General features: G+C 64.6%; 17 protein-coding genes. 8 read left to right on the top strand and 9 right to left on the bottom strand.

Annotation, left to right across the window (positions count from 1 at the left end; genetic code table 11):
- Nucleotides 1-11: 11 nt before the first annotated feature.
- The 8 genes from ACDH77_RS11855 to ACDH77_RS11820 all read right to left on the bottom strand — a co-directional run bounded on the left by ACDH77_RS11855 (nucleotide 12) and on the right by ACDH77_RS11820 (nucleotide 7,449).
- A complete protein-coding gene (locus ACDH77_RS11855) occupies nucleotides 12-1,265 on the bottom strand; it encodes a DUF4105 domain-containing protein (protein WP_372353906.1) in 1,254 nt (417 codons plus the stop codon).
- Between the two features lie 14 nt (nucleotides 1,266-1,279).
- Nucleotides 1,280-2,158 carry an HlyC/CorC family transporter gene (locus ACDH77_RS11850; protein WP_008571326.1) on the bottom strand — a complete coding sequence of 293 codons (879 nt, stop codon included), beginning with the start codon at nucleotides 2,156-2,158 and terminating at the stop codon, nucleotides 1,280-1,282.
- Nucleotides 2,159-2,253: 95 nt separating this feature from the next.
- A complete protein-coding gene (locus ACDH77_RS11845) occupies nucleotides 2,254-2,772 on the bottom strand; it encodes a hypothetical protein (RefSeq protein ID WP_218560652.1) in 519 nt (172 codons plus the stop codon).
- Nucleotides 2,772-3,257 carry an rRNA maturation RNase YbeY gene (ybeY, locus tag ACDH77_RS11840; protein ID WP_303401213.1) on the bottom strand — a complete coding sequence of 162 codons (486 nt, stop codon included), beginning with the start codon at nucleotides 3,255-3,257 and terminating at the stop codon, nucleotides 2,772-2,774. Before ybeY ends, ACDH77_RS11845 begins: the two co-directional genes overlap by 1 nt.
- Nucleotides 3,258-3,356: 99 nt before the next feature.
- The gene (locus tag ACDH77_RS11835; protein WP_031423083.1) at nucleotides 3,357-3,902 is read right to left on the bottom strand and encodes a hypothetical protein; all 546 of its coding nucleotides are present in this window, start codon (nucleotides 3,900-3,902) and stop codon (nucleotides 3,357-3,359) included.
- A 2-nt stretch (nucleotides 3,903-3,904) separates the two neighbouring features.
- Nucleotides 3,905-4,888, bottom strand: coding sequence for a PhoH family protein (locus ACDH77_RS11830; RefSeq protein WP_008571321.1), 984 nt, complete (start codon nucleotides 4,886-4,888; stop codon nucleotides 3,905-3,907).
- A gap of 423 nt (nucleotides 4,889-5,311) precedes the next feature.
- A complete protein-coding gene (gene miaB / locus ACDH77_RS11825; RefSeq protein WP_303401211.1) occupies nucleotides 5,312-6,766 on the bottom strand; it encodes a tRNA (N6-isopentenyl adenosine(37)-C2)-methylthiotransferase MiaB in 1,455 nt (484 codons plus the stop codon).
- 38 nt (nucleotides 6,767-6,804) lie between these two features.
- Complete coding sequence (locus ACDH77_RS11820; RefSeq protein WP_011347777.1) at nucleotides 6,805-7,449, bottom strand: glutathione S-transferase family protein; 645 nt, start codon at nucleotides 7,447-7,449, stop codon at nucleotides 6,805-6,807.
- Between the two features lie 103 nt (nucleotides 7,450-7,552).
- On the opposite strand from ACDH77_RS11820, the gene ACDH77_RS11815 reads away from it, so the two are divergent.
- From ACDH77_RS11815 to ACDH77_RS11780, 8 genes are all read left to right on the top strand, one after another.
- Nucleotides 7,553-8,518 carry a helix-turn-helix transcriptional regulator gene (locus ACDH77_RS11815; protein WP_372353461.1) on the top strand — a complete coding sequence of 322 codons (966 nt, stop codon included), beginning with the start codon at nucleotides 7,553-7,555 and terminating at the stop codon, nucleotides 8,516-8,518.
- A gap of 190 nt (nucleotides 8,519-8,708) precedes the next feature.
- Nucleotides 8,709-9,692: a lytic transglycosylase domain-containing protein gene (locus ACDH77_RS11810; protein ID WP_029819628.1), complete on the top strand. Its 984-nt coding sequence runs from the start codon at nucleotides 8,709-8,711 to the stop codon at nucleotides 9,690-9,692.
- 506 nt (nucleotides 9,693-10,198) lie between these two features.
- A complete protein-coding gene (petA, locus tag ACDH77_RS11805) occupies nucleotides 10,199-10,843 on the top strand; it encodes a ubiquinol-cytochrome c reductase iron-sulfur subunit (protein WP_011347774.1) in 645 nt (214 codons plus the stop codon).
- Nucleotides 10,843-12,102 carry a cytochrome b gene (locus ACDH77_RS11800; protein ID WP_008571315.1) on the top strand — a complete coding sequence of 420 codons (1,260 nt, stop codon included), beginning with the start codon at nucleotides 10,843-10,845 and terminating at the stop codon, nucleotides 12,100-12,102. The genes petA and ACDH77_RS11800 overlap by 1 nt, the downstream gene beginning before the upstream one ends.
- Entirely contained in the window at nucleotides 12,095-12,853 is a 759-nt protein-coding gene (locus ACDH77_RS11795; RefSeq protein ID WP_014090392.1) for a cytochrome c1, read from the top strand. The genes ACDH77_RS11800 and ACDH77_RS11795 overlap by 8 nt, the downstream gene beginning before the upstream one ends.
- A gap of 408 nt (nucleotides 12,854-13,261) precedes the next feature.
- The gene (locus ACDH77_RS11790; protein ID WP_005915265.1) at nucleotides 13,262-13,897 is read left to right on the top strand and encodes a glutathione S-transferase N-terminal domain-containing protein; all 636 of its coding nucleotides are present in this window, start codon (nucleotides 13,262-13,264) and stop codon (nucleotides 13,895-13,897) included.
- 78 nt (nucleotides 13,898-13,975) lie between these two features.
- On the top strand, nucleotides 13,976-14,416 hold the full coding sequence (locus tag ACDH77_RS11785; protein ID WP_008571311.1) for a ClpXP protease specificity-enhancing factor: 441 nt from the start codon (nucleotides 13,976-13,978) through the stop codon (nucleotides 14,414-14,416).
- A gap of 190 nt (nucleotides 14,417-14,606) precedes the next feature.
- Entirely contained in the window at nucleotides 14,607-14,939 is a 333-nt protein-coding gene (locus ACDH77_RS11780; protein WP_008571310.1) for a hypothetical protein, read from the top strand.
- A 193-nt stretch (nucleotides 14,940-15,132) separates the two neighbouring features.
- Here the strand turns inward: ACDH77_RS11780 and ACDH77_RS11775 are convergent, their stop codons facing one another.
- Nucleotides 15,133-15,513 carry a DUF3301 domain-containing protein gene (locus ACDH77_RS11775; RefSeq protein WP_008571309.1) on the bottom strand — a complete coding sequence of 127 codons (381 nt, stop codon included), beginning with the start codon at nucleotides 15,511-15,513 and terminating at the stop codon, nucleotides 15,133-15,135.
- Nucleotides 15,514-15,540 lie beyond the last annotated feature (27 nt).

Below are 15,540 nucleotides of genomic sequence, written 5' to 3'. Positions count from 1 at the left end.
GCATCCTTCAATCAGCGCGTACGTGCGGGCAGGTCACGCGGTCGCAGGGCAATGGCAAGTGCGGTGTGGATCGGCAACAGCAGCATCACCCATTGCAGGTTGTCCTGCGACTGGAAGGACAGCCAATGGATCACCAACGCGGCCAGCGCGCACGCCGCCACCACCCAGGACAGCACGTTGAACCAGCGGCCCGGCCGATGGCCCAGCTGCAGCCGTATGCCACCGAACCACAGCAGCACGCACAGCGGGTTGACCAGCAGCAGGTTGCGGTTGGCCCATGCCGATTGATGGGCAGTGAATCCCCACAGATACACCAGCAGGCCGCCGCCGATGGCGCACACCAGCCAGAACGGTAACGCCAGTCCAGCCAGCAGGCGCTGCCTGCGGCCCAAGGCCAGCACGCCTGCGGCCACGATGAGCCCGGTCAGCAACCACGGCCACCAGTGTCGCCGCTGTTCGGCGGGCTCGGGCGCGATGCGATGCGGCAGCAATACCTGCGTGGATTGCACCAACGGGCGACCGGCGCTGTTGTGCACCTGGGTCAAGCTGTCGGCCAGCCGCATCGGCACGAAGGCTTCTTCCCAGCGCGACAAGGGGCGATCGGCGTACGGTCCCAGGCCCAGGTCGAAGCCCAGCCACATCCACGGGGCAGGGGAGGCCAGGCGTACCGCTTCGCTGCGGAAGGTGTTGCCGCGCGAACGACCGGCCAGCTGCGACTTGAGCGCGCCGCCCATCGCACGGTCCAACGTGTCGCGCACCATGGTGGCGCAGTTGGCCATGAAGTAGTCGTAGTGATAGCGCGCGTTTTCCGGTTGGCTACGCACCGCCAAGCCCTCGGCCAGCGCGCGCGCCTGGTCTGGCGGCAGATCCAGCCACTGGATGCTGACACCGCGCCCGGCATCGCGATATTGCGACAGGTCTTCTTCCAGCGGCAGCGCGACCAGGTAATACATCATTTCGCCGCGCGCAAAACGCGGTACGAAGTCCGGCTCGCTCGGGTCGAAGAAGCCGAAGTTGTACGAGGTGGCCTGCTGCGTGCGCGGATCGACCACCACGACGGCATCGTGACCGAAACGTTCGAAAAACACTTCGCCCGGTTGCATGGTCACCACGCCGATCCGCGGCGCCGACTGGGACGCAGGGGCGGCTTCCGGGGCGGGCGCCTGCGCGAAGGACGCCGGTGTCACCAACAGCGACAGCAACGCCAGCAGCCAGCACGCAGCCCAACGCCGGGCACTGCAGCGCGCCGGCGCTGCAGCGGTCATGCCATGCGACAGGTTCAAGCGTCGTCCTGCGGATCGGGCGGCAGAATGGTGACGTGGAAGGCATGCACGCGCCGCGCATCGGCCTTGGCCACGCGGAATGCAAAGCGCCCCAGCGTCAACTCTTCGCCGGTTTCGGGCAGGTGCCCGATCGCATCGGTGACCAGCCCACCCACGGTGTCGTACTCGTCGTCGGGGAACTCGGCGCCAAAGCGTTCGTTGAAGTCTTCGATCGGCGTCAGCGCATCGACCACATAGCGCCCATCGGCCTGGATCGCAATGAGCGAATTCTCTTCTTCGGCATCGTCGTGCTCGTCGTCGATCTCGCCGACGATCTGCTCGAGCACGTCCTCGATGGTGACCAGCCCGGCAACACCGCCGTATTCGTCCACCACGATCGCCATGTGATTGCGCGAAAGGCGAAATTCCTTGAGCAGGACGTTGAGCTTCTTCGACTCCGGGATCAGCACCGCCGGGCGCAGCAGTTCGCGCACGTTGCCCGGGCCGTTGTCGGCCACCACGCCGCGCAACAGGTCCTTGGCCAGCAGGATGCCGAGCACTTCGTCCTTGTTCTCGCCGTGGACCGGGAAGCGCGAATGGCCCGATTCGACCACCTGCTTCATCAGGTCGATGAAACGCGCCTCCACCGGCAGCGAGACCATCTGCGAGCGCGAGATCATCACATCGCCCACGGTGAGCTCGGACACGGAGATCGCGCCTTCCATCATGCGCAAGGTGTCTGCGGCGATGAGACCGTCCTGTTCGGCGGTCCGCAGCAAGGCGACGAGTTCGTCGCGGGTGTGGGGTTCGCCGGAGAAGGCAGCGCTGAGGCGCTCGAGCCAGCTACGGCGTTTTTCCGGTGTTTCTGGGGATTGGCTACTGTCGTCTTCGGACATCGTGACGGGGAAGGGCACCCGGCAAACCAGGCGTTAGCCACCAGTCTAGCAGGAAGCCGGCAAGGCGCTGTGGATGCGCCGTTACCTGTCCGGTCTCAGGGCAGATCCAGGCTGTAGCCGCAGCCGACCACGGTCTTGCCCGGGTGCGATTTGACGTTGGTCACGCTCAGCACGACCGATTCGATCATCGCCTCGCCGGTCTTGGGATTGGTGGTGTCTTCGCTGACCAGCTCGCGCCCGTACATGACCTTCTCGGCGTTATCCACGCCCAGTTCCAGATCCAACTGCTTGGCGAGCGGGCGCGGGTCGGGCAGGTCCAGGATCGCCATGATGCTGGCGCCGGAAAACGCGATGTGATGGGTACTGTGGCCGAACACGCGAATGGGCGTGTTGAGCGTGTACTCGGTCATGAACAGGTTGGACTGATCCAGCGGCGTCCAGCCCAGCGCCACCGCCTTGAGCGGGTCGGCCAGTACCGGCGCCAACGCGCTGAAATCGCCGATGCGCTGGCGGCATTCGATCAAGGCGGCAAGGTCCGGGCGCACCGGTGCGGTCTGCGCCCAGGCGCCGGGCGCGCTCAACAGCAGCAGGGCGCCGGCAATGCAAAAACGCATCAGTGTTCTCCTGCGTAAGGGTCGTCGATGCCGAGGTCGGCCAGGATCTCGCGCTCCAGTTGCTCCATCGCCTCGGCCTCCTTGTCGTCTTCGTGATCCCAGCCAAGCAGGTGCAAGGTGCCATGCACGGTCAGGTGCGCATAGTGCGCAGCCAGCAATTTGCCTTGCTCTGCGGCCTCGCGCGCCACCACCGGTGCGCAGATCACCAGATCGCCCAGCAGCGGCATCTTGATGCCCTTGGGCAGGCCTTCCGGCAGTTCGGCAGGGAAGCTCAGCACGTTGGTGGCGTAATCCTTGCCGCGGTAATGGTGATTGAGCGAGCAGCCTTCCTTCTCGTCGACCACGCGCACTGCCAGATCGGCCTCGCGGATGCGTCCCTTCAACGCCGCGGCCACCCACTTGCGAAAACTCACCGCCGACGGCAGGCCGGCGCGCGGCAGCGCATAGCTGACGGCAACGTCGAGGCGGATAGGGCCCTTGGTCATGGGAACACCAGCATTCAGATCAGACAGAGGTGACAGTATCGCCCGAGTAGCGTCTTGCGGCGACGCCTGCGTGTGCGTGCTTGGCCCGCCGGTCCGGGATCAGCGAACGCACTCGACCAGCACCATGACAAGCGCGCCACCGTTGGCAACACGATAAAACGCACTGCCCATCGGCCCGTTCTGGCAATGCGGATCGACCCGGTTGACTTCCAGGGCCGGCGCGAAACCTGGTGGCGATTGTGTCCAGATTGCGGCTTGGCCGCGCTCCAGCAGGCGACCTACCAGATAGCGCGTGTCGGCGCTTTCCTTGTCATCTTGAGCCACCGCGCAGCCGAAGCGGTCGTGCGCTTTGCCGGTAGAGGCAAGTAGCGCCTGCGCTCGCGTGCCGGCAAGCAGCGCTTGTCGCTGCGCATCCTCATCAACCCCCGCACCGGCTGCAGCCTTCGCCACTGCCAGGTGTTCCAGTTCGGCCCGATCCAGCAGGATGGTCGCTTGCCCAGCGGCCACCGAGACACAGGACGCGGCAAGTTGCTGCCGCAACATGACGTGCGTGGTCGTGTCGGCCTGCTGGCGTGCCTGCGCATGCGCAGGTTCATGGCAAGCCAGCGCCAACCAGACTCCCAACAGTAGGGCGCGGCCTTGCACGGTCAGTCGGCCGCAGGAGGCTGCAGCGCGTTATCGCGCTTGTCGTAGGCGGTGACAATGCGCTGCACCAATGGGTGACGCACCACGTCGCGCGCTTCGAAGAAGGTGAAACTGGTGCCTTCCACATCGCGCAGCACTTCGATCGCATCGCGCAGGCCGGATTTGACGTGCTTGGGCAGATCGATCTGGGTGAGGTCGCCGGTGACCACCGCCGTGGAGCCGAAGCCCAGGCGGGTCAGGAACATCTTCATCTGTTCGATGGTGGTGTTCTGCGCTTCGTCCAGAATCACATATGCATCGTTGAGCGTGCGACCGCGCATATAGGCCAGCGGCGCGATTTCGATGACGTTGCGCTCCAGCAACTTGACCACTTTTTCCACGCCGAGCATTTCGTACAGCGCATCGTAGAGCGGGCGCAGGTACGGGTCGACCTTCTGGCTGAGATCGCCCGGAAGAAAGCCGAGTTTTTCGCCGGCTTCCACTGCCGGGCGCACCAGGATCAACCGCTGCACCCGCGACTCGTTGAGTGCTTCAACCGCGCTTGCTACCGCCAGGAAGGTCTTGCCGGTGCCGGCCGGGCCGATACCGAAATTGATGTCGTGGGTGGCGATCGCGTGCAGGTATTTGGCCTGGTTGGCGCCACGGCCACGCACGGTGCCGCGCTTGACCTTGATCGCCACATCCTGGGCCTGATATGCGCGCTCGGCCACATGCTCGAGGTTGGCATCGTTGAGCCGCAGGTGGATTGCGTGCGTGTCGAACGTGGTGGTTGCGGCCTCGTCGTACAACGCGGTCAACAGCGACTGGGCGGCGGCGATGGCCGGCTCCGGTCCGGTCACCCGGAAGACGTTGCCACGGTTGGCGATCTCGACGCCAAGCTTGAGTTCGATCTGGCGCAGATGCGCATCGAACGGACCGGCCAGATTGGCCAGACGCTCGATGTCCTCGGGTTCCAGGGTGAAATCGCGATGTGCGGGTGCGTTCATGGTTGGATCGGACGGCGCACCTGGGTGCGCGTCGGTAGGGCGGGAGCGAAAGGGTAGCGCGCGGCATGTGATCCCACCAACACAGCGGGCGGCGCGGCACCTCGGCGACGCGCCGGTCCGCACAGGCATGCAGGTTTTCCACAACCGCTGTGGAGTCACGCATCACTAACCTGTGGATAAAACTCGCCGCGCTTACTGGCGCAAGGTTTGCCGGGTTGGTGGCGAAAAAAACGCCAGTACCGACAGGGTTGTCCACACAGGATGTGGATCGAATTCGGCAAAGCCTGTGGGTAAGTAAGACGAGGCCTTGCGCTGCAAGGCGCTACGGATGTGTGGTGAAATTTTGACCATTTCCCGCGAGACGCTTCGGCGCGTGGTCGCCTTGCTTGAAGGGGCGCCGCATTGCGCAGCGCCCGCGCGCCATCACTGTGCGCTGTCGTCCAGTTGAATCCGGCCACGCAGCGAATTGCTCATCGCCTCGGTGATCAACACATCGACGAACTGTCCGATCAAACGCGGGTTGCCTGGGAAATTCACCGGGCGCATGTTCTCGCTCTTGCCGGTCAGTTCGTTCGGGTCGCGCCGCGAGGGGCCTTCCACCAGCACGCGTTGCACGCTGCCCACCATCGATTGCGAAATGCTCGCCGCGTGCGCGTTGATATGCGCCTGCAGACGCGCAAGACGCGCCTGCTTCACCGTCTCCGGCGTGTCGTCCTGCAGGTCCGATGCCGGGGTGCCGGGACGGCGCGAATACACGAACGAAAAGCTCTGGTCGAAGCCCACGTCCTCGATCAGCTTCATGGTCTTTTCGAAGTCCGCTTCGGTCTCGCCAGGGAAGCCGACGATGAAGTCCGAACTGATCGAGATGTCCGGGCGCACTGCGCGCAGCTTGCGGATCTTCGACTTGAATTCCAGCGCGGTGTAGCCGCGCTTCATCGCCGACAGAATGCGGTCGCTGCCGGCCTGCACCGGCAGGTGCAGGTAGTTGGCCAGCTGCGGTACATCGCGGTAGGCATCCACCAGCGAATCGGAAAACTCCAGCGGATGCGACGTGGTGAAGCGGATACGGCCGATGCCGTCGATTTGCGCGATGGTGCGGATCAGCAGGCCCAGATCGGCGTACTGCGCGGCGTCGCCGGCATCGGCGCCATACGCACCGCGGTACGCGTTGACGTTCTGGCCAAGCAGGTTGATCTCGCGCACGCCTTGCGCCGCCAATTGCGCCACTTCCACCAGCACGTCCTCGAACGGCCGGCTGACTTCTTCGCCACGGGTGTAGGGCACCACGCAGAACGAGCAGTATTTGGAGCAGCCTTCCATGATCGAGACGAAGGCCGACGGACCTTCGGCACGCGGCTCGGGCAGACGGTCGAACTTCTCGATTTCCGGGAAGCTGATGTCCACCTGCGACTTGCCCGATTCGCGTCGCGCGCGAATCAGTTCCGGCAGCCGGTGCAGGGTCTGCGGGCCGAACACCAGGTCCACGTAGGGCGCACGCTTGACGATGGCTTCGCCTTCCTGCGACGCCACGCAGCCGCCGACGCCGATGATCACCGGCTTGCCGCCGGCCTTGAGCGCCTTCCAGCGACCCAGCTGGCTGAAGACTTTTTCCTGGGCTTTTTCGCGAATGGAACAGGTATTGACCAGCACCACATCCGCTTCCTCGGGGTTGTCGGTCAGCTCCAGGCCTTCGGAAGCGGCAAGCACGTCGGCCATCTTGGCCGAGTCGTACTCGTTCATCTGGCATCCGTGGGTCTTGATATAGAGCTTGCCGCGTACCACGGCAGGCGCCGATGGGCGCGCGACGGGCAAGGGCAACAGGGCGGGTGCGTCCACGGCAGCTGCCGCGGACAGGTCGGAAACGGGTGTCCCGGGCATGGCGCTTATTCCAGGCGGGTAGAAGAGAGCCGCACAGTTTACCCGCTTGCGCTGGCGCCGTCCGCGGCCGCACGCCCGGCGTCGACGGCTTCGGCGCGCGCCACTGCCGGGCGCGCGGCCATCCGGGCGATATAGGCGCGGGTCGGGGCGGGCGGGTCGATCAGGCCAAACTCCACCATCCACGCCAAGGCGCCGCCCCACAGCACATCGGCCGCACTGCAGCGCTCGCCCAGCAGGTAATCGCCCTTGGCCAGCTGCGCATCAACCACCTGCAGCACCGTGTCGGCGTCGGCATAAGGCGAGAGCGAGCGCGGCGGGGCGCTACGCTTGAGCGCAAGATCGATGATCGCCGGTTCGAAGGCCGAGCCGTAGAACGCAAGCCAGCGCAGGTAGGCGCCACGATCGGCATCGCCCGGCGCCGGTGACAGGCCGGCTTCCGGATATAGCTCGGCCAGGTACTGATAGATGGCGCCCTGCTCGGTGACCACGCTGGTGCCGTGGACGATGGTCGGTATCTTGCCCATCGGGTTGATCGCAAGGAATTCCGGCATGCGCTGCTGCTCCTTTTCCAGATCGATGGGCTGCAGGCTGTAGCGTGCGCCCAATTCTTCCAGCAAGACCAGGACCCCCCGCGAGCGGGAGCGGGGGTTGTGGAACAGGGTGACGTGGCGGTCGTCGGACATTGCGGTCTCCAGGGTGGCTGCGGTGGCGAAGCGAGTGGGATGGCGGGTATCGCGATCTTACGGACCACTTGCGGACAGTTTCTGTCCGCAATACGGTGGCGCGATGGCCTCTACCGCTGCTCGCCTGTTGCGTCTGCTTTCCCTGCTGCAAGGTGGCAGGAGTTGGTCCGGTGTGGCGCTGGCAGAACGTTTGGGCATCCATCCGCGCAGCCTGCGGCGGGATATCGAGCGCCTGCGCGAAGCGGGTTATCCGGTGCATGCAGCGCCCGGCAGCGGCGGCGGCTACCGCCTGGGGCAGGGCGGTGCGGCATTACCGCTGTTGTTGGAAGAAGACGAGGCACTGACCGTGGCGGTCGCCTTGCGCGCCGCCGCGCCAGCGGTGCGCGGGATGGACGCCGCGGCGGCACGCGTGATGGCCAAGCTGGATCCCCTGCTGCCGCGCCGCAGCGGCCAGCGCGCCAGTGCCGCGCATGCCGCCATGGCCAGCATGCCGGCTGCCGAAACGGAATCGCTGGTCGATGCGGGCCTGCTTGCCCAGTTGGCTGCCGCCTGCCGCGACCGGGCCACGCTGCGGCTGGACTATCGGCGCCATTCGGGTACGGCCATCACCCGCAGCGTCGAGCCGGCGCTGCTGGTGAACTACGGGCGGCGTTGGTACCTGCTGGTCTGGGACTGCGAACGCCAGGACTGGCGCAGCCTGCGCGCGGACCGGATCGATCAGGCGGTCGCCACCGGCGCGCGGTTCGCCCCCCGCGCATTGCCCGAAGAGCCGCTACAGCTATTGCGCAAGGCGATCGGCGAAGCGCCGTTTCCGTGCCGGGCGCGGGTGCGTCTGGCCGGCACGGTCGAGGCATTGGCAGCGCGCATTCCGCCCTGGCTGGGTGCCTTGCAGGCCGATGGTCCCGCACATTGCTGGCTGGGTCTTGGCGCCCCGAGCATGCCTGCGCTGGCGGCCAACCTGTTGTTGCTGGACCTGCCGTTCGACGCGATTGCGCCGGCCCAAGCCCGCCAAACCTTGACACAGGCGCTGGACACGTTGCGCACGCAGCTGGACCGGCTGCCCCAGTGAGGCGGCCAACAGGCCATCGCGCGTGGGCGTCAGGTGGGCGCGGCGAACGCGTTATCGGGAGTGCGGGATGGGTACTTGAGGATTTCGAGCACCGGTCCCGCACGCCTGGCCGCGGCGCGGGCGCCTTGCGGGCTACTCCAGACGCTGGCCGACACTTGGCAAGCCCTGGGCAAGCTGGGACACTCCGCGCATGAAGGGGATGTCAAGATTGCTGGGGCTGATGCTCGTCACGTTGTCGGCTGCGCCGGTCAGCGCCGGCACGCTGTACAAGTGCGTCGGCGCTGACGGTATCACCAGTTACCTGAGCAAGCGCCAGAGCGGCTCCACCTGCAGCGTCATCAGCAGCTATACCCCCGATCGTGCGGCCCGCCGCCTGCCGTCATCTCCCTCTGCAGGGCGTCTGGCCGTCAGCCCCGCGCCCCGCATGGCCAATATCGACAGCGGCGCGCCGGCCACCATTATCAGCCAGCCAGTCAGCCAGCCGCCGCGGTACGCTGCCGAGGTCGCTTCGGCGCCGGCTCCGCGTGCCTTGCCGGAGTCGTCCGTCTCGGTCGTCACACCGCCAGCGGCAGCAGCAACCAATCCGCGCCGGGTCGTCAGCGGGCAGGTGTACTCATATATGAAGGACGGCGTGCGCCACTACACCAGCGCCCGGCCGCGCCAGGTCGCCAGCATCGAAGGCCTGCGCACCATCCATTACAGCTTTATCGAAACCTGCTACGCCTGCGGTGCCAAGCCGGGGGTCAATTTTGGTGCGATCCGACTCAACACCAACGCCTATCAGCAGGAAATCGCAGCGGCGGCGCGCGAGTTCGGGGTGGAAGAATCGATCGTGCGCGCAATCATCCACGCCGAATCGGCCTACAACCCGCTTGCGCTCAGTCGTGCCGGCGCGCAAGGCCTGATGCAGTTGATGCCGGGCACCGCGCGCCGCTTCGGTGTCAGCGATGCCTATGATGCAACGCAAAATATTCGTGGCGGCGTGCAGTATCTGTCCTGGCTGCTGAAACGCTTCAATGGCGACCTCACCCTGGCCGCTGCCGGCTACAACGCCGGCGAGGGCGCAGTCGACCGTTACGGCGGCGTACCGCCGTATAGCGAAACCCAGCGTTACGTGCAACGCGTGGGCGTATTGGCCGGCCGCTATCGTGGCCAGGCCACAGCAGCCAACTAAAGCGGCTGGCAAAACGCCCGTGCAGCCGCCCGGCGGGCGCGGCCGGTGCTCCTGGCATGTCATAAGCACCGCGGCGTCTGCGCGATCCATTCCCGGCCCCCCGCTTGACGTCTTGGTCGCTGCTCTTGGGAATCTTTGCCACGGCGCTGCGCCGAGTGCGGTGGGGCAAGTGCTTCGGTCTCCGCAACATCGGTTGCAGCGTCCATAGCCAGTCGCGAACGAGCGTATTGCTGCGCTTGCACCATATCCACGCATCCACCGCACGCGCGCATTGCCGTTGCAGCCCACGCAAGGGCACTACGTCACAGCCGTCCGTCTCCCACGCTCGTTGAACTCCATCGGAGCGGCTGCCGCTTGCATGGGCCGTTGCATCGCATAGGGCCGACTGCGTACATTGCGTTGTCTGTGCATTAAGCGTTCCGCTACACTGCGGTCGATTCATCGCGGCTGGACCCCCCGCCAGCCGTTGGCAGCCTCACGCTACCTAATCAAGATCGGAGAGCCGGATGGCCAACGATGGGGTTAACGCACCTGCTGATATCGGGCGTCGTCGGTTTTTAACCGCGACAACGGCCGTGGTCGGTGCGGTCGGAGCAGGATTCGTTGCAGTTCCGTTCGTGAAGTCGTGGAATCCCAGTGCGCGTGCCAAGTTGGCTGGCGCACCGGTCACCGCCGACATCAGCGCCTTGCAGGAAGGCCAGCGCATGGTCCTTGAATGGCGCGGTCAGCCAATCTGGATCGTCAAGCGCTCCAAGGCCATGCTCGACGCGCTCCCGTCGCTGGACGACCGGCTCAAGGACCCCAAGTCCGAGAACAAGGATCAGCAGCCGGAGTACGTGCTGAAAAACCCGGAATATCGCTCGATCAAGTCCGACATTTCGGTGCTGGTGGGGCTGTGTACGCATCTGGGTTGCTCGCCGGAGATGGTCGCCGAAATCCGCCCCGAGCCTTACGACCCGCAGTGGAAGGGCGGTTACTTCTGCCCTTGCCACAAGTCGCGCTTCGACATGTCTGGCCGCGTCTTCGACGGCGTGCCGGCACCGATCAATCTGCTGGTGCCCCCACACCACTACGTGGACGACAACACCTTGGTGATCGGCGTCGATCCTGACGATGCCGGTGCGTCGGCCAAAACCACGGGGGCTGCCTGATGAGCAATGTTCTGGTCCGTACCGCCAATGGCGTGTTCGATTGGGTCAACGAGCGCGCGCCCGGGCTGATGCCCATGTACCGCAAGCACATCAGCGAGTACTACGCGCCGAAGAACTTCAACCTCTGGTACTACTTTGGCTCGCTGGCCATCGTGGTGCTGGTCAACCAGATCGTCACCGGCATCTTCCTGACGATGCACTACAAGACCAGCGCCGCCGATGCATTCGCTTCGATCGAATACATCATGCGCGACGTGGAGTGGGGCTGGCTGATCCGCTACATGCACAGCACCGGTGCCTCGCTGTTCTTCATCGTGGTGTATCTGCACATGTTCCGCGGCTTGATGTACGGCAGTTACCAGAAGCCGCGCGAGCTGGTGTGGATTCTCGGCATGCTGATCTACCTGGTGCTGATGGCCGAAGCCTTCATGGGCTACGTGTTGCCGTGGGGGCAGATGTCGTTCTGGGGCGCGAAGGTGATCATCTCGCTGTTCGGCGCCATTCCGGTGATCGGCAACGGGCTGACCGAATGGATCATGGGCGACTACCTGCCCGGCGATGCCACGCTCAATCGCTTCTTCGCCTTGCACGTGATCGCACTGCCGTTGGTGTTGCTGCTGTTGATCGTGCTGCACATCGGTGCGCTGCACGAAGTGGGTTCCAATAACCCGGACGGGGTGGACATCAAGAAAGGTCCAAAGGGCAATCGCTGGGATGCGCACAAGCCGGCCGACGGTATTCCGTTCCATCCGTATTACACGGTCAAGGACCTGGTCGGCGTTGGATTCCTGCTGTTGATCGCTGCCTTCATCATCTTCTTCGCGCCGGCGTTCGGCGGCCTGTTCCTGGAGCACGACAACTTCACCGAAGCCAACCGGCTGGTGACGCCGGAGCACATCAAGCCGGTGTGGTACTACACGCCGTACTACGCCATGTTGCGCGTGGTGCCCAACAAGCTGGGCGGGGTGCTGGTGATGTTCTCGGCCATCGCGATCCTGTTCCTGGTGCCCTGGCTGGATCGCGCCAGGGTGCGCTCGGTGCGCTACCGCGGCTGGATTTCCAAGCTGGCGTTGGGCGTGCTGGTGGTGTGCTTCGTCTGGCTGGGCGTGATCGGTTCCGGCCCCGGCACCGACGCGCATGAAACCTATGTCGGGCGCGTGCTGACCTTCCTGTACTTCGCCTTCTTCATCACCATGCCGGTGTGGACGCGGCTGGACAAGACCAAGCCGGTTCCGGAGCGGGTGACGACCCATGACTAATTCCAACGTGACGTCATGGAAGTCGCGCGTGGTCGCCTTGCTCTGCGGCCTGGTAATCGCTGGTGGTGCAATGGCGGCCGAAGGCGGGGCGGTGCAGCAAGCAGGTAATGACCTGAGCGATCGCGCATCGCTGCAACGTGGTGCGCAGTTGTTCATGAACTACTGCTCCGGCTGCCATTCGTTGAAGTACCTGCGCTATTCGCGCATGGCCAGCGATTTGGGCCTGAGCGAAGAGGAGGTCATGACCAATCTCAACTTCACCGGCGCCAAAGTCGGCGAACATATCGAAGGCACCATGCCGCACGACGCGGCGACCAAGTGGTTCGGCAAGGCGCCGCCGGATCTGACCTTGATTGCACGCGTGCGCGGTACGGACTGGGTCTACACCTATCTCAAGTCGTTCTATCTGGACCAGACCCGCCCGCTGGGCTGGAACAACAAGCTGTTTCCGAACGCCTCCATGCCCAACCCGCTATGGGAGTTGCAAGGCCTGCAGCAGGCGCAATTCGGCCCGGCCGACAAGGCCACCGGCGACAAGCCGGTAGAGGCATTGAAGCTTGGGCAGCCAGGGCGTCAAACACCGGTCGAATTCGACCAGACCGTGCGCGATATCGCCAACTTCCTCGAGTATGCCGGCGAGCCGGCCGCATTGAAGCGCCAAAGCATGGGCGTGTGGGTGGTCCTGTTCCTGGCGCTGCTCACCTTCATCGCTTATTTGTTGAAGAAGGAATACTGGAAGGACGTGCACTGAACGCTGCGTAGGCCGTCATCGGCTGCGGGAGCGAACAATGCAGTGCAGGGCAGGCAGGTATCGCAGGTGCTTGGGATACCTCTATTTGTCGCCGAGCCTTGCGGGCGCTCCCAACAGAAAGCGCTAGCCCCCACCTCCCGTGCGGAGAGGGGGCGGGCTGATGGTTGGCAAGCGACAGCATGTCGATCGGGGCCGTCAGCGTAGATCCCTGCAACAGGGTTGCAGCGCCCACATCTCCTGCGGTCCCGCGGGAGCAGCGCAGCAGCTGGCTTATCGGAACATTAATAAGCCCTATCACTCTTGGCTTTTGCGTGACGTGATTGCACACTCGATAGACCGTGGTGACTGTCGGCGTTGGGCCGGCCGCGCCGATGCGGCCGGCGGATTCCGGTCGTCGGAGAGCCTTGAATGGCGACGAGTGTGCGTATGCGGAATACCTTGACTTTGTTTTCGTCCAACGACGACGTGTTGTGCCACCGGGTCCGTCTGGTCCTGGCGGCGAAAGGGGTGACCTACGACCTGGTGCCGGTCGACCCGCAAAATCCTCCCGAAGATCTGATCGATCTCAATCCCTATCATTCGGTGCCGACGCTGGTCGAACGCGACCTGGTGCTGTACGCCGCCTCGGTGGTCAGCGAATACCTGGACGAGCGCTATCCGCATCCGCCGCTGATGCCGGTCGACCCGCTTTCGCGCGCGCGTCTGCGCCTGGCGATGTTGCGCATCGAGCATGACTGGGTGCCGCAAGTGCAGGCGATCCAGCTCGGCAACAAGACGCAGGCCGAGGCCGGCCGCAAGCGTCTGAAAGAACTGCTTACCGCCTCGGTGCCGTTGTTCAAGGCCAGCAAATTCTTCCTCAATCCGGAAATGAGTCTGGCCGATTGCGCGATGGCGCCGATCATCTGGCGACTGGACGCGTTGGAAATCAGCCTGCCCAAGGACGGTAAGGCGATCGAGGATTACGGCAACCGGATCTTCCGCAACCCGGGCTTTATCCGCAGCCTCACCGATCAGGAAAAGAAGCTGCGCGATCTGCCGGGCTGATGCGACGGCTGTATGCCAACAGACCGACTTCCGATCGCGTGGCCGCCGCGACGGGCCATGTGCGGGTAAAATGACGCAATGAGCGAAGATTTCCCCCGCATGACTAGCCATCGCCCGTACCTGTTGCGGGCCTTGGTCGAATGGATCAACGACAACGGCATGACGCCGCACGTTTTGGTGGATGCCGGCCTGCCCGGTGTGCAGGTGCCTGCCAGTGCCGTCAAGGACGGTCGCGTCGTCTTGAATATCGCCGAGCGTGCCGTGGTCGGCCTGCAGGTGGACAACGAAAGCGTGAGCTTTACCGCGCGCTTCGGTGGCGTGAGCCACCCGGTGATGGTGCCGATGGCCGCCGTACTGGCGGTCTATGCGCGCGAAACCGGGCAGGGCATGGCGCTGCCGGACGACATCCCCGGCACCAACAGCGAGCCGCCGGATCCGGGCTCGCCCCCACCGAGTGCGCCGACGCCGGACGAACCGTCCAGCGGTGGCAAGCGCCCGCATCTTCGCGTGGTGAAGTAAGGACAGCACACCACACGCCTGCGCCGCCGCAAGGCGAGTGCAGGCCGGTGCGCGGAATCAGCAGGGACCACGTGTAAGCTGAAGTTCCTGCGTGCCGTCCACGGCTACCGGTGACGGCGTCCCAGGTTCTGTTGGCTGCGCTGAAAGCGGCAAGCGTATGACCTGCAGACTCGCCAAGTGGAGGGTTCGATTGCACGTAGAGCGCACCCGTCATGTCGATTGCAGCGCGCCGGATCCGTCCGGCGCACTCGACGACGCGTACGAGTACGACATCTATCGCTTCGTGGATGGCGAGCGTTGTCTGATTGCGCGCAGCTACATCGACACGCCGCGTGAGGCGCATTTTCTCAGCATGGAAATTGCCGGCAAGTCGCGTCTATTGAAGGATGCCGACCTGCTGGATCCGCTGTGGCTGTTCGCCCAGGCGCAGCTGCGTCGAGAGGGCAAGCTGCAATTGTGCTGGCTGAGCGGCAGGGACAATGGCTACGAGCCCGTTCCCGCGGATTCGACGTCTTTGGAATGAAGTGGCCGGCTGTGTGGAGTGCCGCCGACTGATGCAATGGCCAGCCGCGTGCACAGACGGCGACAGCGCGCAGCAACAGCTCGATGATTGCTGGAATCCAGAGGGAAGCTGGCCGGCCAATCACTGTAACCCAGACAGGTGAAGCTGCAGGTATGTCAGGTGTCAGCGTGCGGGTGACCCGCAGCTGCGCGCCTCACTCCAGACGCTCATGCTCCGGGTGCAATGCCCTGACGGTAGCGACCTGCGGCCCGGTGAAGGCAATCAGTTGATCGCCGCGCAGCACCAGCTTGCCGCTATGGCGATCCACGCCGTCGTAGGAATAGTCGAAGCGGAAGGTGCGCTCGAAGCCCAGCCAGCCGCTGGGCATCCTGCACACGCGGATATTGGTGGAATGCACGCTCTGGTCCAGCCATTGCACGTCGGCCGCGCGGCAGGCATTGCGGCCAAGAATGTCGGCGCGTTCGGCAGCCGCGCGCGAGGAGTTCCAGAACGCGAACAGCGCGGCGCCGGCGATCATGAAAAGAATCAGGCTGGGCATGCCGCCAATGTGCCACGGCACGTGGCCGGCGGACAATCGCCGGGCCGGCGCCGCAACGTTGCG

Source organism: Xanthomonas axonopodis pv. maculifoliigardeniae (assembly GCF_041519315.1).
Lineage (GTDB): Bacteria > Pseudomonadota > Gammaproteobacteria > Xanthomonadales > Xanthomonadaceae > Xanthomonas > Xanthomonas euvesicatoria.
The sequence above is the reverse complement of the archived record's forward strand: the minus strand, read 5'-3'. Positions and strand labels throughout refer to the sequence as shown.